Source organism: Virgisporangium aliadipatigenens, assembly GCF_016863615.1.
GTDB classification, from domain to species: Bacteria; Actinomycetota; Actinomycetes; order Mycobacteriales; family Micromonosporaceae; genus Virgisporangium; species Virgisporangium aliadipatigenens.
In genome coordinates, this window is the sequence record NZ_BOPF01000003.1 from 104,154 (window position 1) to 123,449 (window position 19,296).

Sequence of the window (19,296 nt, forward strand, 5' to 3'; positions counted from 1 at the left end):
GAACCGCCACGGGGGTCACGGGGGATGGGGCATTATTCGATGACTGTGAAAGGAAGGTCGCATGACCGGAGACAACGGCAGGGTGGTCGTCGACATCACGGTCACCGCCGACGGGTACTCGGCCGGGGCGCACCAGACGGAGGAACGCCCGTTCGGCGACGACGGCGGCGACGGCTCGGGTGCCGCGCTGCACGCCTGGATGTTCGACACACCGCAGGAGAACCGCGCCGAGATCGACCTGGTGCTCTCCGGCGCCGCGTTCATCATGGGGCGCAACATGTTCGGCCCGGTGCGCGGCGCCTGGGACCGCCCGTGGAACGGCTGGTGGGGCGCCGACCCGCCGTTTCACGCGCCGGTGTTCGTGCTCACCCACCATGCGCGCGATCCGCAGCCGATGGACGGCGGCACGACGTACCGGTTCGTCACCGACGGGATCGCGGCGGCGCTGTCCCGAGCCCGTGCGGCGGCCGGCGACGGCGACGTGCTGATCATGGGCGGCGCGACCACGATCAACCAGTACCTCGCGGCCGGACTGGTCGACGAGGTGCGGCTGCACGTCGTGCCGTTCACGCTCGGGGCCGGGACGCGGGTGTTCGAGGGCGTTCCCCCGCTGCGGCTCGAACAGGTGTCCGCCCGCGCCGCGACGGGAGTGACGCACCTGGTCTACCGCGTTTTGCCCGGATCCGGTGAGGTGTAGCGGATGGGGAGGGTCAGCGGGCCGTAGACCGCCTCGGTCGGCGGGAGCCAGGTGCCGGGGCCGGCGGCGTGCGGCTCCCGGATCCGCGCGGCGAGCCGGGGGAGCGCCTCGGTCAGTTCGAGGCGGGCGAGCGCGGCACCGAGGCAGAAGTGGATGCCGCCGCCGAAGGTCAGGTGCGCGGTGCGCGGCCGGGTGATGTCCAGGACGTCGGGGCGATCGAAGACCGTCGCGTCGCGGTTGGCGGAGCCGGTGACCGGGAGGACGCAGCTGCCCGCGGGCAGTTCGAGGCCGTTCAGCGCCACGTCGACCTTGGCCACCCGGGGCACCCCGAGCAGCGCAGACGGGCTGTGGCGCACCACCTCCTCGGCGGCGATCGCGGCGAGCTGCGGCCGCGTCGCCAGGAGCCGCCACTGGTCCGGATGCCGCAGGAACGCCGCCATCGCGTTGCCGAGCTGGTGCTGCACCGTCCCCTGGCCGGCCGACATGAGCGTGACGACCATCGCCCGCAGCTCGGCGTCGGTCAGCAGGTCGTCCTCGTCGCGGGCGGCCACCAGGGCGCTGAGCAGATCCTCCCGCGGGGCCGCACGGCGTTCGGCGAGCAGCTCGTCGAGGAACAGCTGTAAATCGCGCAGCGCCGACTCGATCCGCGCGCGGTGCTCCACGACGCTGAACCCGAAGATGAGGCCGACGTCGGAGGTCCACCGCTGCAGCTGCGCCGCCCTGTCCTCGGGGATGCCGACGAACCGGTACAGCACCCGCAGCGCGAACGGCTCCGCGAACGCGGCGACGAAGTCGCACTCCCGCCGCGCCGCCATCGCGTCGAGGAGATCGTCGGCGACCGCAACCACGCTCGCGCGGAAGTCGTTCACCCGCCGCGTGGTGAACGCCCGGTTGACGATGCGGCGGACGCGGGCGTGCGCGGCGCCGTCGGCGTTCAGCAGGAAGCCGCGCATCACCTCGACCAGCGGGCCGTCGGCGATGCCCTGCGCGGCGAGAAAGTCCGCTCCCGGCGTGCGCAGCTCCCGCATGGACAGCAGCGCCTGCACCTCGCGGTAGCGCAACACCGCCGGGCCGATCGCGGTGCCGGCGTACCAGTCCTGCCCGCGCAGGCGCGCCAGTTCGCCGTAGGGATCGGTGTGGAACGCCGGGCCGGACAGGTCGAGATCACCCACGGGCACCACCGTAAGGCGCGGCGGCCGGTGTGCCCCGGTCGTTCCACCGGGAGGGTGAACACGCCCGCCCGCCGCGCCGCGCCTACGCCGCCGGGGTGTCCGGCCAGGGCTGGAACGCGTTCGTCACGCCGCGCAGCGCCGGCCGCAGTTCGGGGTAGTGCCGCAGCAGCACGTCCACCATCGTGGTGTTCTGCACCCACGCCATGCCGAGCGGCGTGTACACGTGCGGCGTGAAGTCCCGGGTGAGGAACCGGTCGCTGTTCAGGCGGCGGGAGGCCATCAGCACGAAGATGCGGAACGCCGTGTCGCTGAACGCGAAGCCGCGCGGGCGCTTCTCGGCGAACATGCCGGTGATGGTGTCGACGCGTTCGATGTCACCGCGGTAGACCCGGTGCAGTTCGGCCGCCACCTCGGGATCACCCGCCAGTTCGGCGAACGTGCGCGCCGGCCGCAGGTGCAGCAGCCGCCGGAACTCGTTGTACCGCGGCACGCCCAGTTCGCGGGTGCGCAGGATGTCGTGCGCGGCCAGGTCCATCAGCTTCCCGTCCGGCCGGCGGAACTCCTGCAGGAAGCGCGGGAAGTTGTGCAGCACGATCGCGCCCGGGTAGGCCGTGCCGAACGAGTAGAACAGGTCCGCCATGGCCACCTCGTCGGTGACGGCCTGGGCGTGCGGGCCGGCCAGTTCGGGGAACGTGGCCGTGCGCAGCAGCCGCCCGTCGGCCGCGGCGCGCAGCGCGTAGTCGTCCGGCACCAGCGGATGCATCCGGTACACGATGCTGAACTCCTCGGTCAGCGTGAACGGCACGCCGTAGTGGTCGGTGCGCGTGCCGGGGATGCCGCTGATCACCTCGCTGTCGCTGATCCGCCCGACGAGCTTGTGCAGCTTCTCGCCGGCCAGTCCCCACCAGTTCGCCCGCAGCGCCAGAACGGTCGTCGGGTGCGCGATGATCGCCGGGGTCCACTCGACGGTGTGGATCCGGGCGGTGAGCGCGGCGTTGATCAGCCGGGCGCGCCGGTACAGCTCGTCGTCGTTCCACCCTGGGTACTCGGCCTTGAGCGCGTCGCAGATGGCGTTGTGCTCGCGGATGAACGCGGTCGTCATCAGGTTGAGGCCGAGCCACCAGCCGGGCACCGTCGCCGGGTTGCGGGCCGGGTCCGCGGGCAGCCGCAGCCGGCCGTCGTCGCCGATGACCAGCTTGCCGTCGCGGCCGGTGCGCCGCTGCTCGTCGCCGGGCGCGCCGGTGCCGTAGATGCTGGAGCCGTCCCACCAGTGCGTCTCGGTGTTGAGGTAGGTGGGCGGCGCGGTGCCGCCGGCCGGCCGGCTCGGGTCGGCGACGGTCTTGAGGATCGTCATCGGGCGTTCCGGCCACGGGTCGCCGTCGGCGAGCGGCACCTCCCAGCGCTGGGCCGGGTCGCCCTGGCCGTGGCTGAACCAGTCCTTGACCATGAACTGGATCCACGCCGTCGCGAGCACGTTGACCGACGTCGCCGGGACGAACCGGCGCCGGGTCATCAGGTCCAGGCTGACCTCGCGCGGCGACGGGGTCAGCATCGCCGCCTCGGGCTCGCGGTGGGTCGCCGCGATCGGCACGTTCCGGCCGAAGCGCGTGTTCGCCATACCCATCGAGGGAACGTCCGGATCGTTGCGCGAGCCGTCGGGCGTGCGCGCCGTCAACCACTCCCGGTCCGGCCCGGCCGGGTCGAGGTCGGGCAGCCCGCCGGTGTCGTGCAGGTTGCGCTGGCGCAGGACGTTGCGCACGCCGACCAGCACGGCCAGGCCGAGCGGCGTGGGCAGCCGGTCCCAGCCGACCCACCGGTCGAGCAGCGCGGACGCGCCGTTGTACAGCCGCCACGGCAGCGTGTCGCGGTAGCGGGCGGCGGGCGCTCCCTCGGGTTCGGCCCCCGCGGCGGCGCGGGACCCGGCGGCCGACACCCGATCGCGGACGACGATCGCGGCGAGCGCCGCGGTCGCGCTGACGGCGATCAGTGTGCCGGCCCGACGTGGCCTGGAACTGCTCATGTCCGTTTCCCCCTTGACGACGGTGTCGGCTGTTCGGGGCCCCCGGGCTTGCCGGTCGGCACGGGCCGTCCGGGCACCCAGGGCCTCCTCCGGGAGCCCCTGCGCGGCGGGCCGGTCGCAGCCGCGGGCGCGGGCTCGTCCGTCATCGCCTCGAGCATCTGCGTGGTGGAGTCGTGGCCCAGCGCCCGGTAGGCCTCCAACTGTTCGCCACCGTAGAGCTGGTGCACGGTGGCGTCGCACGGAAAGTCGGGAAACCGCCGCGCGTAGGCGCGCACGTCCCACGGGCTGCGTTCGGTCACGCCGAGCTTGGTGACCCAGAGCGTGGCGTCGGCGTCCCGGTCGCGGTCGACGGGCGGGTACCAGACCTTCCCGCGCACGTAGGGCCGCTCGACGAACTGGCGGTCGACCGGCTTCATGCTCGCCGGGTCGATCTCGACGTGGACGCCGAGTTCGCTGCGGGCCAGGGCGAGCGCGCCGCCGATGGTGCTCCACCGGTCGACCGGATCGCCGCTGCCGTCGAACGCCAGGATCGTCTCCGGGCGCCGGCGCAGCGCCTCGACCAGACCGAGGTTGTCGTAGTGCCCGCCGTCGGTGACGTACAGCCAGCGCGAGCGCAGGTTGGTGTGCCCGGCCGCCTCCATCAGCAGGCGCCACGGCCCCGGCTGGCGCCACTGCTCCACCAGCCCGCGCAGCCACTTCGCCGATCGCGGGTACCGGCGGGCCAGCCGGCACCGTCCTTTGTAGACGGTCCGGTGCCAGCGGGCCGCCGCCGCGCGCCGCCGGGCGATCCGTTCCCGCCGCAGGACCTCGGCGCGCCGCCACCGGACGATCAGCGCACGCATGCCCGCCGTCGTCGGGTGCCGCCGGGCGACCAGCCGGTGCCAGCGGCCGCGCGGTCCCCTCGGCCGGTGCGGCTGCGGTCCCGGCCGCGAGCGGTACATCGGATTGGGCAGCCACAGGCCGAGGCGGATGTTCGCGACGGCGAGCAGGAGCCGCTGCGAGGGCCGCGTCATCCGGCCGGCGAGCGGCGACACGGCCGCACCGGAGACGGCCACGGCCGCCGGCAGCGTGACCCGCCGGGCGCCGGCCGCGCGTTCGTACCGCCTTACGCTCAGCCGGCCCGCGCGGGAGCGGCCGAGGCGGTCGAGCAGGTTCGGCGGTTCGGCCAGGCCGATGTCGGTCGGCGTGAACGTGAACGGCACGCAGCCGCGTCCCGGCGGCACCGACTGGTCGGTGATGTTCGCCGCGGCGCAGACGATGAGTTCCGGGCCGTCGTCCGGTCCCTTCCGACGCACCTGCGACAGCGACAGCGGACGTTCGTAGGGGACGGGCTTGGCGACGGTGCGGCCGTCCCGGCGTTCCCGTCGGACCAGGTAGGCGCTCGCGAGTTGCTCGCGGTAGTAGGGGTGCAGGCTGTTTCGATTGATATCGGTGAACGTCTTCAGTGCCGCGAACAGCAGGAGCGCGTAAGCGCACTTGAGCAGTTCGGCCCGGCCCGCACCGGCGCTCGCCGCGTCGCTCATCCACCGGGCGGCCAACAGCAGGACGAACAGCACCACGAGCCCACTGCCGGTCCAGGCGAGCACACGCCGTTCGACCGAGTAGAAGGCCTGCCGGAGGGGGCCCGGCGGCGCGCCCTCGGCCGTGCGGGGTCGCAACCCGGCCGCGAGACCACCGGCCTGGCGGATCAGCCGGCGGATCACCATGACCAGCGCGGTGGCGAACCCCAACAGTCCGGTCAGGTCCCACGTCGTGGCGGGCCGGGCGTTGCGGGCGGCCTCCGTCGCCTCGGCGGCCGCGTCCTCGGGTTCCTTCGGCAGCACGCCGCAGGCACCCGTCTTCTCGAATGCGTCGGCCGCCTGCCGGCAGTCCTCCGGGGTGGCGAAGCCGAGCGCGGTGACGACCCGCGCGGTGGTCGGGTCGGGCAGGTTGCCCAGCGCCAGCTTCTGCAGCCCGACGGTCGCGGCGGGCAGCGCGAGCAGCAGCAGCGCCACGACGGCGCCGACCGCCATCAACGACGTCCCCGACGTGCGCAGGAAGTCGACGATCCGCTGCCGCGGCTGGCCGTAGGCGGGGATCACCTTCTCCACCAGCAGGACGAACACGCCGACGGCGAACGGCACCGCCGCAGCCAGCCGCCACTGCGGCGGGAGGTCCAGCCGCACGTCCCCGTCGGGCTCGCGCAGCACGTGGTTGCCGTCGGCCAGCCAACCGATCACGCGGGCGGCGAGGAACACGAAGACGAGCAGCGCGCTCAGGTTGGCGAACAGGCCGAACAGCACCCACACCAGACCGCGCACGGTCGTCGCCAACCGCGGGAAGAGGTAGTTGCTGCGGTTGCGCAGATGACGTTCCTCGGCCGAGCCCGGGGAGAACGCGTAGTCGGGCTCGCGCGGCCGCTCTACCCCGCGCTCGCCCGGCGCGGCGGGGCCGTGGTGCACGGTAGCGAAACCGGCCGCCATGTACGAACCGCCGGAGACGGCCGAGACGAATCTCGCCTGCCGGTAGAGGCCGGCGGCCGACAAGGCCTGCAGCGCCCCGAGATTGAACGCCGCCGACCGGATGCCGCCGCCCGAGCAGCAGATCCCGATGCCCTCCGGCCGCGGCACCGGCTTCGCGTCCGTCCCGGTCGCCGGGGTCGGCGCGGACAGCGGGCCGCCGGCCGGCTGACCGACCGGGGTGGCCCACTCCGCCGTGGTGTCCACGATCGGCGGCGCCGAACGGAACGGCCACCGCCGGCTCATCGCCGGGCTCCCGCGGTCGCGGGACGTGCGGTCGAGGCGCGGTCGGCCAGGATCGCCTCGGCCGCCTTCTCCGCCGCCATGTAGATCGCGGTCGCGATGAAGTAGCCGGGGATGCGCGGGAACACCGAGGCGTCCACCACCCGCAGCCCTTTCGTGCCCCGCACCCGGAACCGGCTGTCCAGCACGGCCGCCGGGTCGTCCGCCCGGCCCATCCGGCAGGTGCCGCACGCGTGGTGCCCCCACGCCCGGTCCCGCACGAACGCCCGCAACGCCGCCCGGTCGTCGAACCCGGGCCCGGGCACCAGTTCCCGATGGCGCACGCCCCACCGCCGCGTGATGCCGCGCACGAACTCGATCCCGCGCACCACCGCGTCCAGGTCCTCGCCCCGCGCGTCGCTGCCCTCGTCGAAGGAGTGGAACGTGATCTCCGGAACGTCGCGCGGATCGGCCGAACGCAGCCGCACCCGGCCGGCGTCGTTGACCGTGCGCGCCTTGAGAACGGCCCACGTGAACACGTTGCGCTGCTGCTCCAACCCGTCGGACCAGCCCGGGTAGTAGCCGGTGAAGCGGGCCGGCAGCCCGAAGACGAACAGGTCCGGCACCGGCTGACGGCGGCTCGACCGGCGGGTGATGCCGAGCACGACCCCGTTGCCGGCGTACACGCCGCGGCCGCTTTCCCGCCACTCCCGCAGGCCGGGATCCGGCTCCTCGCCCGGGCCCGGCGCCCGGAACGTCAATCCGGAAAGCAGCGCGAAGTCGTCGTCGACCTCGGACACGACTCCCACCTCGTAGCGGTCCTGCAGGTTGCGGCCGACGCCGGGCAGCGGCACCCGCAGGGGGATCCCGTGGCGCGCCAACTCCTCGGCCGGGCCGATGCCGGAGAGCATCAGCAGCTGCGGGGTGTTGAACGCGCCGCCGGCCAGGATCACCTCGTGGCGGGCGGTGACGGTGCCGTGCCCCGTGGCAGGCCGCGCGCCGGCGGCCGGGTCGGCGCGGTACAGGTGGGCGCCTTCCAGGTACTCGACGCCGACGGCCCGGTCCCCGTCGAACGTCACCCGGGTGGCCAGGCAGCCGGTGCGGATCGTGAGCCGGTGGCGTTCGGCCGCCGCCAGCAGCGCCTCGCGGGTGCCGTTGCGGCGGCCCCGCGTGACGGCGAGGGGCGTCAGCCACAGGCCCTCGGGCGCCTTGCGCAGCACCCGCCAGTCGTTCGGGTCGAGGTAACGGCCGAAGCGCTCCAGCCGGCGCAGCGGGCGGCCGAGGCTGCGGCGCAGTTCGGACTCCACGGCGCCGACGACGATCCGCAGCAGTTGCTTGTCGCGCAGCAACAACGTCGGGTCGGGCAGCGTGGTGCGCAGCCACCCGTCATGGCCGTGGCGGCCACGGTCCACGTACCGGTCCGAGACGAACGGCACCACCGACAGGAGGCGGGCGAACAGGCGGTTGCGCGGCAGCGGGCGGGGTCGCGGGACGTAGCCGCACTTCTCGAGGCGTTGGAAATGGCGCCGCATGCGCACGCCGCGCCAGGAGGCGTCGCCGGTCGCCTCGGCGATGCGGTCCCAGTCCGCGTTCGGCGGGCACACCGTGATCATCGCGTTGTGGGCCGTGCAGCCGCCGAGCGTGCCGGCGCGCGGATAGAGAACGCCGTCCCGCCCGGCCACGTATTTGTCGTCCCGGCGTTGACGGGTGTCGTCGGCGTAGTGTCTGACGAAATAGTTCCAGCTGTACAAGGGATTCTCGGTGGAACGGGCGTGGAAACCGGGCACCCGGTAATCCGCGTCCTCGTCGTCGGTGCCCGCCTCGATCAGCAGCACGGACGCGCCGGCCTCGGCCAGCCGTAGCGCCACGGGACCGCCGCCCGCGCCCGATCCGACGACGATGTAGTCGTATTCCTCGCACCCGTTCGTGGTCATGGCGCGGGGCCCGTCAACGCTTCGCCGTGCGGGCGGCCGCGATGGCGAGGGCGGTGTTCAGGGCGGAGATCGCGACCAGCGTCGCCGCCATGGGCACCGGCAGCGCCCGCCGGACCGGCTCGTGCGGCGGCCGCAGCAGCAGCAACGCCGCGTTGAGCGTGTCGACGCCGTGGATGAGCGGGGCCTGCTCCAGCGCCCGGCTCCGCCGTTCGCCGCCGGCCAGCAGGTCGAACGCCAGCAGGACCGTGCGCACGCCGAAGAGCCGGAACGCGTACAGCACCGCCGGGGACACCTCCCGCTCGCCGGTGATGCGGCGGTTGAGCAGATGCGGGGCGGCCAGGGCGGCGGCGCCGTTGACGAATCGGATGGCCGCGAGCGCGATACGCGCCCCGTCGCCGGTGAAAACGTTCACGGGACCCCCCTTTTCCGAGCCGCTTTCGCAAACGACGATAGGCCCGGAATGCCGCTAATGCGGGGGAAGAATTTTCCTGCTATGTCGCCTTGGCGACAGGCGCACGCGCGACACAGGTCTGAGAGGACGCTCGACCGGCCACCACCCGCCGCTCGATTTCCGCCGCCACGGTCAGCGCGCCGCGCGGGTGAACGTGTAGCCGGCGTGGTGCAGCACCTCGCCGTCGAACCGCCCGTACGCCCAGAAACCGAGGTCGTCGCGGTACACGATCCGGTCGCCGGTGATCCGGAACGCGCCCCGGTAGGCGTGCCGCCGCCCGCCCCTGGTCTCGTCGTAACGGCCGTCGGCGGTCAGCTCCTGATGTATGTGGCCGGTCGCGTCGATCCACACGCCCAGCCGCGGCGGGGGCGACGACGGCGCCGCCGGCACGAACGACGCGCGCGCCACGCCGTCGACCAGGATCGTGCGGGCCTGCTCCGGCCACCAGATCACCCGCTCGAACGCGCGGCCGTCGGCCGGCACCACCGCGAACGTGGCCGGGTTCCCGGGCACCAGCGGGCTGACCGACGCGTCGAAGACCGGCACGATCGCCGACCCGGTGCAGTCCATGACGGCCGCGTGGTCGCGCGGAAGGGCCGGCCCGACGGCGGCGATCGTGGCGCCGGCGGTCAGCACGTCCGTGCCGTTCAGGGTGCCGAGCGCCGGATCCAGCGTGTGCACGGTGGCGTTGACGAAGAGCATGGGCACCAGCTTCGGCGGCCCGGGCCGGCGCAACCAGGCCGTGTCGCACCCTGGTTCGCCGGGTGTGCGGCGTGTGCAAGTCGCGGGCAAGTGCGTCCCGCGACACTGGCGGCGCACGATCCCACCGGTCCGCCTGGAGGCCCCGCAGTGCCCGTGAGCAGCCTGCTCTTCGATCCGCTCGGGCCGTTGGAGGTGTGGCGCGACGGGCGTTGCGTCGACCTCGGCCCGCCGCAGCGGCGGCTGCTCCTGCTGCGCCTGTTGCTGGCGGAGCGGCGGCCGGTGCCGTTCGACCGGCTGCACGAGGACCTGTGGGCCGGCCGGCCGCCGCCGGGTGCCGCCGCGTCGGTGCACGCGCACGTCAGCCGGCTGCGGGCCGCGCTGGAGCCGGCCGGATCCGCGTCCCGCGTCCTGGTGCGCGACCGTTGCGGATACGCGCTGCTCGCGGACGCCTCGGCGGTGACCTCCGCCCGGTTCGAGACCTCGGTCGAACGGACGCGTCGCCTGCTCGCCGCGGGCCGGGCCGGCGCGGCGCGGCGCGAGATCGAGCGGGCGATGCGCTGGTGGCGCGGGCCGGCGCTGGCCGACGCGGCGGATGCGCCGTTCGCGCGGGCGGCGGCGGTGCGGCTGGACGAGGCGCGGCTGGCCGGGCACGAGCTGCGCGTGGCCGTGCTGCTGGCCGACGGTGACGCCGCCGGCGCCGTGACCGCCGCGCGTGCCCTGATCGTGGCGCAGCCGTTGCGGGAATCGGCCTGGCTGCTGCTGATCCGCGCGCTGTACCTGAGCGGCCGGCCCGCCGAGGCGTTGCGCGAGTACGAGCGGATCCGGGCCGCGCTCGCCGAGGAGCTCGGCACCGAACCCGGCCCCGCGCTGCGCGAGCTGCATCTGGCGGTGCTGCGACACGACACGCCCGCCATCGGTGGCGTCACGGCGCCGCACCCGCGGGACGTCGCCGGGCCGGTGCTGGTCGGTCGGGACGACGCGCGCGCCGCGCTCGACCGGGTGCTGGTTTCCGCGGCCGGTGGGCGGTCGTCGTGGGCGATCGTCTCCGGGTCCGCCGGCGCCGGTAAGACAGCTCTGGTCGAACGTGTCGCAGCCGACGCGTCCCGCGACGGCTGGCGGGTCGCGTTCACCCGCCCGGTCGGCGCGGCAGGGGAAGGGTGGCGCGCCGGGCCGCTGCTCGACGGGCCCGGTTCCGGCGACGCGTGCGGACTCCTCGCGGAGCGGCTCGGCGGTCGGCCGACGCTCTGGATCGTCGAGGATCTCCAGTGGGCGGACGCCGCGGCGCGGGCACTTCTGGCGCACGTCGCCACCGGCCTGCGGGACGTGCCGCTGGCGGTGTTCTGCACCGTTCGGGACGCGGACCGGCCGCCCCTGGCGGAGCTGACGGTGCTGCTCGCGCGGCTCGGTGCCGCGCGGGTGACCCTCGGACCGCTCTCCGCCCGCCACGTCGAACGCCTCCTGCGCACCCGCGCCGACCGGCCGCCCCGGCACGGCACCCCGCCCGGCGTGTCCCTCGCGGCGACCGAACTGCACCGGCGCAGCGGCGGCAACCCGTTCTACCTCAACGAGTTGCTGACGCTGCCGGAGGCGCGGCGGTGGGGCCCGGGTGCGGCGGTGCCACCCGGCGCACTGAGCGTGCTGCGGGCCGAACTGCGCGCGCTGCCGGCCCCGGCGCGGGAGATCCTCTCCGTCGCCGCGGCGCAGAGCGGCCACAGCGGACGGTTCGACCCGGGGGCCGTCGCAAGCGCGGCGGGACTGCCGCTCGACGTGGTTCACGCGCGGCTCGGACCCGCGCTCGACGCCGGCCTGGTCCACGCCCCGAACGGCTACCGCTTCGCCGCCGGCCTGATCGCCGAGGTCCTGCTCGGCGACTGAACCCCGTGCTCGCGGCCCGCGGAGTGCGAGTCAGAGACGACGATCCCGGCCTTGGCGACCCAGTAAGCTGGCACTCCACGAACAGCGGCAATGGCTGCGCACGAGCGCGAATTCATGGAGGACTCGTCGGTGTACTTGCATCGCCTGCGCATCCGGGGAGTGCGAGGATTCCACGGGTCCCGTGTCGTCGATCTGCGTTTCGAGCGGAACGACCACGATGACGCCTTCGAACGCTATCCCGGGTTTTACGTAATAGCCGGGCGCAACGGGGCGGGAAAGACAACCCTCCTTCGCGCCGCGGCTACCGCACTCGCGGGTCCCGAGGTCGCCAACAGCCTGTCCGAAGGTGAACGCGACTGGATCAGTCATGGGCAGCCGGTCGCGACGGTCAACGCGGAAGTTGTGCGCGACTTTTCCGAAATCAACCTCGGTGCGGGTCGCCCCTCCGAGGTCTTTTCCGCCGCGCTCAGGTGGGAGCAGACCGAGGGGGCGAGGGCACGACCGCAGGCCGATACGCACCGCGACCTCGGCGGGAAAATGGCCGAACGATCGCTGTGGTCCCCGAAACCGACCGGCTGGTTCGCCGCGGGTTACGGCCCGTTCCGGCGCCTGGCCGGTACGAGTGGCGAGGTCGCGCGGTTGATGGCCGGAGACTGGACCGCGGCGCGTTTCGCGACGCTGTTCCGTGAAGAGGCTTCGCTCGCGGAGACTGTGCAGTGGCTTCAGCAGGTGAACTATCGCGCCCGGTCCGGCCGCGCGAGCTTTGCCGAGCTGGAGAACCTTGTCATCCGACTTCTCAACGACGGCCTGTTTCCGGACGGCTTTTCGGTCGATCGCGTGGATCCGGACGGGCTCTGGATCACCAGAGACTCGAGTCCACCCGTCCGGATCGATGAGATGAGCGACGGATACCGCACCGTCACGGCGTTGGTGACCGACATCGTCCGCCAGGTCAACGAATGCTTCGACGGGAAAATCGAGTGGTCCGATGACGGTCGGCCCATCATTCACACGTCCGGGACCGTGCTGATCGACGAGATCGATGTGCACCTGCACGTGTCCTGGCAGAAGCGCATCGCCCCCTGGTTGTTGGAACACTTTCCCTATATCCAGTTCATCGTCACGAGTCACAGCCCTTACATCTGCCAGAGCGCGACTCCGGGCGGTCTGATCCAGCTTCCCGGGCCTGAGGACGACTTCCCGCCACGTGTCGCCGACGAAGACCTTTTCCGGCGGGTCGTGAACGGGAGCGGCGACGACGCGGTTCTGACGGAACTTTTCGGGCTGGACTCGCCGTACTCCGAACGCGTCGACGAACTCCGGGCGGCTCTCACCCGACTGGAGCGGCTCGCCATCCGCGGTAACGCACGTCCGGAGGACCTCGCACAACTGGCGGAGCTGTCTGAGACTCTCTCGCCGTCGCCCGGCAGCCGGGTTCGCGACGTGTTGGGGGACGAGGTTTGATTCCGATCACGCGTGGGCCCCTTCCCGCGCAGATCTCCGCCAGATTGGTGGACAGGACCGCGAGGATCGCGGCCAGTACGACTCCTCGGAAGACGGCCCGGGCAAGCTGGAGCGGCGCCACCGGCACACGTCGACGCCTCAAGACACAACTCCTGGCAATGTGCGCTCGCCCAGCCTTCTGCATGTACTGCTATGAGAGTCGGGGCACGGACGTCGACCACTTCGTGCCGATAGCCCGCGATCCGATGACGACCTTCGAGTGGAATAACCACATCCTCGCGTGCGGCTACTGCAATCAACAGGCGAAGAAGGAGAAGTTCCCGCTCGATCCGGTGGGGAACCCGCTCCTGTTGGACCCGAGTGTGGACGACTCGGCCGATCACATGACGCTCGCCAGTACGGGGCACTTCATCGACCTCACGCCGCAGGGCCGCGAAACCATCGACCTGCTCCGGCTCAATGCCCGCAGCGCACTGGTCGAGGCGCGGTATCGGTCATGGCGCGGCGTGATCCGCGTTTTCGCGAACGCGGAGCGGGAGGGCCGTCCGATCGACGCCGAGGACCTGGAAGACCTGCGGTTTCTGCCGGTTGTCGATGCCTTCCACCATTTCGCGCACGACGTCTCCGCCGACCGCCTCGTGCACAAGGCCGTCGCACCGGCGCTGGCTCGTCATGCGCGACAGCACCTGTCCGTACTGAGGTCGGTTTTTCCGGACTGTGGTCTGTAATGCCGGTAGGGCACGAAGACGATGCGTTCGTACCCCGCGCGGTAGTTGGGACTACCAACCATGCCGTCTAGAGTGTCGGCATGACCTCGGACGCCGTCGTGGAGGCGCTGGTGCGCAGCTCGTGGCGGGTGATGGGCGTGCTGACCCGCATCGGTGCGGAGAACGACCTGTCGCTCACGCAGCTGCGCGTGTTCGGCATCCTCGTCGACCGGCGGCTGCGGATGACCGAGCTCGCCGACTACCTGGGACTGGACAAGTCGTCCATGTCCGGCCTCGTCGACCGCGCCGAACGCCGTGGCCTGCTGGCCCGCGGCAAGAACCCCGACGACCGGCGGGCCGTCGACGTGTACCTGACCCCGGCCGGCCTCGCGCTCATGGAACGCCTGCTGGAGGAGGGTCGCCGGGCGCTGGCCCCGGCGACCGACCGTCTCGACGCGAAGCAGTCCGCTCAGTTAGTGGATCTGCTGGAAATACTGCTCGGGGAGTGACGGGCGGAGACCGTCCACTGTGGACGGGCTCCGGTCAGGTGGCCACCTTCCGCCAGCGGCCGGGGCCACCCATCCAGGCGCCGGCGAGGATCTCCGCTGACTGGCGGCCGGGGCAGCGGTGCACCCTCGACCGGCCGTTGTTACCGCCGGCGACCGCCTCAACCTCCCACATCTGGCCGTCGCTGCGGATGAAGACGTCGCGTCGGCCGCGGGGCGTGCGGTCGCCGTTCCACCAGTGGGTCTCGAGTCTCACCCACCGAACGTATAGCACCGGTCCGGCGGCCGCGGATGGGGTTACCGGGCGAACTTGTGGAGAAGAGAGGAGAATGGCCCCGTACGCTACGGTAGGCGTTCCTCAGGGTCACTCGACGTGACTCTTGATCTCTTCCGCGTGTGGCCCGGTATCCAGGGCGGCGCGTCCGCCGCAACTCCGAACGAACGGAGCACGCCCTTGCCCGGGGTACCCGCAGCCGCCCTGACCCCCTACGTGGCACTCGGCACCGGTGAGGTGGACGCGTTACGGCTCGAACGCGTCGACTTCGTGCCGGAGGTCGGTTTGTACCTCGCCGAGGACTCCGTGGTGCTGCGCGCCCGATTGGAGTCGCGGTTCGGGTCGATGGCCGCGTCGTTCTGGTCCACGGCGTGGGCCGGCGGCCAGGTGCTGGCCCGGTACGTGCTCGACCACCCGGACGTGGTCGCCGGGCGGCGCGTGCTCGACGTGGCCTCGGGCTCGGGACTGGTGGCGATCGCGGCCGCACTGGCCGGTGCCGCACGGGTCACCGCCAACGACATCGACCCGCTGGCGCTGGCGGCCGTCGAGCTGAACGCCGCGGCCAACGGGGTGGTCGTCGGGGGATCCACCGACGACCTGCTCGGCGGTGACGGCGGCGACGCCGAGGTGGTGCTCGCCGGGGACGCGTTCTACAGCACCGGGCTCGCCGTGCGCATGTCGGAGTTTCTCCACCGGTGCGCCGCACGCGGGGCGCGCGTCCTGGTGGGCGAGCCGGGGCGCGGCCACGTTCCACCCGGTTCCATGGAGATCGTGAAGACCTACACCGCCCACGGCCTGGGCGCCCCCGAGGACGCCGGGATCACCGAGGTGACGGTCCTGCGACCGGCCGGGCGGCCGAGCTGACGGAGTCCGTCGGCCGCCCGGATCGGGATGTACTAGATCGTGCGGATGTTCGCGGCCTGGGGGCCCTTGGCGCCCGGCGTGATGTCGAACTCCACGCGCTGGTTGTCCTCAAGGGTGCGGTACCCGTTGGACTGGATGGCCGAGAAGTGCGCGAACACGTCCTCCCCACCACCGTCGGGCGTGATGAAGCCGAAGCCCTTTTCCGCGTTGAACCACTTCACCGTGCCAACAGCCATGTCTTCTCCTCAAAAGCGCGGAAAACAAAGAAGCGCCCGGCGGGTCAGATGCCCACCAGACGCTACTCAAGTCCGCGGAAACCAAACTGCAACAGGCGAAACGGTAGCACAGCACGTCGGATTTCACCGAGCCGCACCGACGTTCACCTTCGCGGATGGTGACCGCGTGATTTCGAGTCGCTACGGTGCGGCGGGACGGCACGCCGCGGCGTGTGATCGTTGTCGCTCGCCGCTGTCCGCAGCAGCGTGGAAGACTCAGTGGCAATACCCACCAAGCGCTGGCGGGATCGGTGAAATTCCGAACCGGCGGTGACCGGCCGAGCGATCGGCCGCAGCCCGCGACCCGGCCGAAGCCATCGGCCGGTGGACCTGGTGAGAATCCAGGGCCGACGGTGAGAGTCCGGATGGGAGCGACGGCGCGCGGGCATTGTTCGGGCTGCGGCGCTGCCGTGTCCCGTCCCGCGCCTTACGTAGGAGTGGGACATGCTGGACTCGATCGAACGGGCCATCCAGGACATCGCCGCCGGTAAGGCCGTTGTCGTCGTCGACGATGCCGACCGGGAGAACGAGGGCGATCTCGTCTTCGCCGCCGACCTCGTGCGACCCGACCTGGTGGCGTTCATGATGACGTGGTGCCGGGGACTCATCTGCGTGCCGATGGAGGGCCCGGCCCTCGACCGGTTGCACGTCGGGGACATGGTCGCCACCAACACCGAACGGCACACCACCGCGTTCACCGTCTCGGTCGACGCGCGCGAGGGCATCACCACCGGCATCTCGGCCGCTGACCGGGCGCACACCATCCGCCTGCTCGCCGACGCGCGCACGGCGCCGGCCGACCTGGTGCGCCCGGGGCACGTGTTCCCGTTGCGGGCGAAGCCCGGCGGAGTGCTCAGCCGGCCGGGACACACCGAGGCGGCCGTCGACCTGGCCCGCCTGGCGGGGCTCACCCCCGCCGGGGTCATCTGCGAGATCGCCGGCGACGACGGGGAGATGCTGCGGCTGCCGCAGCTGACGGAGTTCGCGCACCGGCACGATCTGGCGATCGTGTCCATCGAGGATCTCATCGCGTACCGGCTGCTGGCGTCGCAGGCCCGCGACCGTCCACTGTCGACGGTCGCGGCCTGAGTCGCGGTGCGTTGGACACCCGACGGGACGCTTCGGCGGGCCCTCTGGATCGGCGGCGGGCAGTGGGCGGGCAAGACCACGGTCGGCGCGATTCTCACCGGCCGGTACGGCCTCACCCACTACCACTGCGACTACCACGACTCCCGCTCGCGCGAGGACCGGCGGTTCGCCGCACGCGTGCGACGCGGCGAACCGCCGACGGACTGGTCGGAGTACTGGACCGGGCTGTCGGCCCGGGAGATGGCCGACCGCGCGCTCGACGACTGCGCCGAGGCGTTCCCGTGGGTGCTGGACGACCTGCGGGCGCTGGTGTCGCCGCACCCGATCCTGGCCGACGGCTGGAACCTGCGGCCCGACCTCGTCGCGACCGTCGCCGACGACCTGCGCCGCATGGTGGTGCTGGTGCCCACCGAGGAGTGGCGCCGGCATCAGGCGGCGACGCTTCCGCGCGCCGCCGCGTTCGGCGCCGACCTGCCCGATCCCGCCGCGGCGCGGCGCAAGCGCCTGGAGCGGGACCGCATCCTCGCCGCGGACGCCGCCGAGCGGGCCCGCGCCCTGGGCGTTCGGGTGATCGAGGTGGACGGGAGCCGGGACGCCGGAGCCGTCGCGGACGAGGTCGCCGACCGGTTCGGCGCCGTCATGTCCGCCTGATCCGCCGCAGTCCGTAGCCGGCCAGCAGCGCGCCGAGCCCGAGAAAGATCGACAGTTCTGTCCACTGGAACGTCCAATAGCGCGCGGCCGGCTGGTACGTGTAGCTGAAATGCAGGTCCTGTTCGGCGATGCACGCCATGCCGGCCTCCGGGCCGCCCCGGTCGCACGCGCGCGACTGCTGCTGGGTGTACGGCGTGCCGTCGGCGTTGAACACCCGGGCGGTCGTCGTCAGCGACCAGGCGCCCGGCATGGTGTAGCCGTCGATGCGCGCGCCGTCGGGCCCGAAGCCCATGAAGTCGGCCCGGGAGATCGCCTCGGCGTCGAGCCGCACGGTGCCGGTGACCGGCGTCATCAGGTGCGACCGCAGCACGGTCGGCATGAGCACCTGCACCACCACGAACGCCGCGAGCGTCACCGCCATCGCCGGCAGCGTGCGGCGCACCAGCAGCCCGACCACCACGCCGAGAACGAACGCGAAGACGGCGTACCCGACCGGCGCCACATTGCGCGAGGCGAACGTCAGCGCCTGGAAGCGTTCGCCGATGAGCTGGTCGTAGCGGCTGGCGCTCCAGGTCAGCAGCAGGCTGAAGAGCCCGCTGACGGCCACGCCGGCCAGCGCGAGGAACGTCAGTTTGACCGCCAGCCAGCGGGTGCGCGTGACGCTCTGGTTCCACACCATGCGGTCGGTCTTCTCCTCCAGTTCGCGGGTGATCAGCGGCGCGCCCCAGAACGCCCCGATCAGCGCCGGAACGCCCAGCAGCAGCGCGCCGACCAGCGCGACCTGCGTGCCGTACGCCTCGTCGAAGTCCCGGCGGGCACCGGTGCAGTCGGCGGGCAGGCAGTCGACGATGTCGGCGTCGTAGGTGGCGCGCATCCGCAGGCCGAGGACGACCAGGTAGATCGCGAGCACGGCCAGCCCGGCGACGGCGACCACCGCCTGCGTCCGGAACTGCCGCCAGGTCAACCAGATCATCGCTCTGCCTCCGGGAGATGCCGGCCCTCCGGGGAACGCCGGGCCTCGGGGGAAATCAGGGCTCGGGTCATGTAGGCGAGGCCGAGATCCTCCAGGTCGGCGTGCTCCGCGCCGGGCAGCGGTGCGGCGCTGCGCACGATCGCGACGGGTTCGCGGCCGCTGTCGTCGGCGTGGATGACGTCCGCGCCCGGGGGCAGGTCCCGCGGCGCGGCGAACCGGTAGTGCGTCGCCAGCAGGTCGGAGACGTCGCCGGCCAACTGCACCCGCGACGCGGCCAGCACGACCAGGTGGTCGCAGACCCGTTCCAGGTCGCCGAGCAGGTGCGAGGAGAGCACCACGCTGACGCCCAGTTCGGCGACGAACTCCCGCAGGTCGCGCAGGAAAGCGGTGCGCGCCAGGGGATCCAGCGACGCCACCGGTTCGTCGAGGACCAGCAGTTCGGCGCGTTTGGCGGCGGCCACGGTCAGGGCCAGCTGCGCCCGCTGACCGCCGGAGAGCCGGCCGGCCTTCTGCGCCGGGTCGAGGCCGAGCCGTTCGACGCGTCCCTGTGCCAGTCGCATGTCCCAGCGGGGGTTCAGCCGGGCGCCGAGGCGCAGGTGGTCGGCGACCGACAGGCCGGAGTAGACGGGCGCGTCCTGCGCCACGAAACCGACCCGGGCCAGTTGTGCGGCTCCCGCGCCCGGGCGGTTGCCCAGCACGGCGATGCTTCCGGCGCTCGGCGCGATCAGGCCGCAGGTCAGCCCGAGCAGCGTGGACTTGCCCGCGCCGTTCGGGCCCACCAGGCCGACGACCCGCCCGGCCGGTATGCGCAGGGTGCAGTCGGTCAGGGCCGTGGTGCGGCCGTAGCGTTTGCCGAGCCGTTCCGTCTCGATGATCGGAGTGGTCATGCGGAACAGTTGTAGGGAACGGGCGGTCACAACAG

17 protein-coding genes, 1 pseudogene and 1 riboswitch are annotated in these 19,296 nt (G+C 72.5%); of the genes and pseudogenes, 8 read left to right on the forward strand and 10 right to left on the reverse strand.

Going from position 1 to position 19,296, the window contains the following annotated elements:
* Nucleotides 1-61 precede the first annotated feature (61 nt).
* Nucleotides 62-697 (forward strand): dihydrofolate reductase family protein, encoded by a 636-nt coding sequence (locus Val02_RS04760; protein WP_203897649.1) that lies wholly within the window; start codon nt 62-64, stop codon nt 695-697.
* Here Val02_RS04760 and Val02_RS04765 read toward each other — a convergent pair.
* From Val02_RS04765 to Val02_RS04790, 6 genes are all read right to left on the reverse strand, one after another.
* Nucleotides 664-1,869 carry a cytochrome P450 gene (locus tag Val02_RS04765; RefSeq protein ID WP_203897650.1) on the reverse strand — a complete coding sequence of 402 codons (1,206 nt, stop codon included), beginning with the start codon at nt 1,867-1,869 and terminating at the stop codon, nt 664-666. The two genes, Val02_RS04760 and Val02_RS04765, sit on opposite strands and share 34 nt — an antisense overlap.
* An 82-nt stretch (nt 1,870-1,951) precedes the next feature.
* Complete coding sequence (locus Val02_RS04770) at nt 1,952-3,889, reverse strand: peroxidase family protein (protein ID WP_203897651.1); 1,938 nt, start codon at nt 3,887-3,889, stop codon at nt 1,952-1,954.
* Nucleotides 3,886-6,633, reverse strand: a complete 2,748-nt coding sequence (locus Val02_RS04775) for a hypothetical protein (protein ID WP_203897652.1) — start codon at nt 6,631-6,633, stop codon at nt 3,886-3,888. Before Val02_RS04775 ends, Val02_RS04770 begins: the two co-directional genes overlap by 4 nt.
* Entirely contained in the window at nt 6,630-8,543 is a 1,914-nt protein-coding gene (locus Val02_RS04780; protein WP_203897653.1) for a GMC family oxidoreductase, read from the reverse strand. Before Val02_RS04780 ends, Val02_RS04775 begins: the two co-directional genes overlap by 4 nt.
* 13 nt (nt 8,544-8,556) lie before the next feature.
* Nucleotides 8,557-8,955, reverse strand: coding sequence for a hypothetical protein (locus Val02_RS04785; protein ID WP_203897654.1), 399 nt, complete (start codon nt 8,953-8,955; stop codon nt 8,557-8,559).
* Nucleotides 8,956-9,126: 171 nt separating this feature from the next.
* The gene (locus tag Val02_RS04790) at nt 9,127-9,696 is read right to left on the reverse strand and encodes an Atu4866 domain-containing protein (RefSeq protein ID WP_203897655.1); all 570 of its coding nucleotides are present in this window, start codon (nt 9,694-9,696) and stop codon (nt 9,127-9,129) included.
* Nucleotides 9,697-9,849: 153 nt separating this feature from the next.
* On the opposite strand from Val02_RS04790, the gene Val02_RS04795 reads away from it, so the two are divergent.
* The 4 genes from Val02_RS04795 (at nt 9,850) to Val02_RS04810 (ending at nt 14,251) form a co-directional block, all read left to right on the forward strand.
* A complete protein-coding gene (locus Val02_RS04795) occupies nt 9,850-11,571 on the forward strand; it encodes an ATP-binding protein (protein ID WP_203897656.1) in 1,722 nt (573 codons plus the stop codon).
* A gap of 90 nt (nt 11,572-11,661) precedes the next feature.
* Nucleotides 11,662-13,035, forward strand: coding sequence for an AAA family ATPase (locus Val02_RS04800; RefSeq protein ID WP_203897657.1), 1,374 nt, complete (start codon nt 11,662-11,664; stop codon nt 13,033-13,035).
* A 182-nt stretch (nt 13,036-13,217) separates the two neighbouring features.
* Complete coding sequence (locus tag Val02_RS04805) at nt 13,218-13,763, forward strand: HNH endonuclease (protein WP_203897658.1); 546 nt, start codon at nt 13,218-13,220, stop codon at nt 13,761-13,763.
* Nucleotides 13,764-13,843: 80 nt separating this feature from the next.
* Nucleotides 13,844-14,251, forward strand: coding sequence for a MarR family winged helix-turn-helix transcriptional regulator (locus Val02_RS04810; RefSeq protein WP_203897659.1), 408 nt, complete (start codon nt 13,844-13,846; stop codon nt 14,249-14,251).
* A 34-nt stretch (nt 14,252-14,285) separates the two neighbouring features.
* On the opposite strand, the gene Val02_RS04815 is transcribed toward Val02_RS04810, so the two are convergent.
* Nucleotides 14,286-14,504, reverse strand: coding sequence for a hypothetical protein (locus Val02_RS04815; RefSeq protein ID WP_203897660.1), 219 nt, complete (start codon nt 14,502-14,504; stop codon nt 14,286-14,288).
* Nucleotides 14,505-14,702: 198 nt separating this feature from the next.
* On the opposite strand from Val02_RS04815, the gene Val02_RS04820 reads away from it, so the two are divergent.
* Nucleotides 14,703-15,386: a class I SAM-dependent methyltransferase gene (locus Val02_RS04820; protein WP_239152401.1), complete on the forward strand. Its 684-nt coding sequence runs from the start codon at nt 14,703-14,705 to the stop codon at nt 15,384-15,386.
* Between the two features lie 32 nt (nt 15,387-15,418).
* Here the strand turns inward: Val02_RS04820 and Val02_RS04825 are convergent, their stop codons facing one another.
* The gene (locus Val02_RS04825; RefSeq protein WP_203897661.1) at nt 15,419-15,622 is read right to left on the reverse strand and encodes a cold-shock protein; all 204 of its coding nucleotides are present in this window, start codon (nt 15,620-15,622) and stop codon (nt 15,419-15,421) included.
* A 283-nt stretch (nt 15,623-15,905) separates the two neighbouring features.
* A riboswitch (FMN riboswitch) is annotated at nt 15,906-16,032 on the forward strand.
* A 73-nt stretch (nt 16,033-16,105) separates the two neighbouring features.
* Between Val02_RS04825 and ribB the strand changes: the two are divergent.
* Nucleotides 16,106-16,699 (forward strand): annotated as a pseudogene (gene ribB, locus Val02_RS04830) (3,4-dihydroxy-2-butanone-4-phosphate synthase); the annotation flags it as partial.
* 57 nt (nt 16,700-16,756) lie between these two features.
* Entirely contained in the window at nt 16,757-17,401 is a 645-nt protein-coding gene (locus tag Val02_RS47135; protein WP_239152402.1) for a hypothetical protein, read from the forward strand.
* Here Val02_RS47135 and Val02_RS04840 read toward each other — a convergent pair.
* Both Val02_RS04840 and Val02_RS04845 read right to left on the reverse strand, forming a co-directional pair.
* Nucleotides 17,388-18,374 (reverse strand): ABC-2 membrane transporter-related protein, encoded by a 987-nt coding sequence (locus Val02_RS04840; protein ID WP_203897663.1) that lies wholly within the window; start codon nt 18,372-18,374, stop codon nt 17,388-17,390. The two genes, Val02_RS47135 and Val02_RS04840, sit on opposite strands and share 14 nt — an antisense overlap.
* On the reverse strand, nt 18,371-19,261 hold the full coding sequence (locus Val02_RS04845) for an ABC transporter ATP-binding protein (RefSeq protein ID WP_203897664.1): 891 nt from the start codon (nt 19,259-19,261) through the stop codon (nt 18,371-18,373). The genes Val02_RS04840 and Val02_RS04845 overlap by 4 nt, the downstream gene beginning before the upstream one ends.
* Nucleotides 19,262-19,296: the final 35 nt, after the last annotated feature.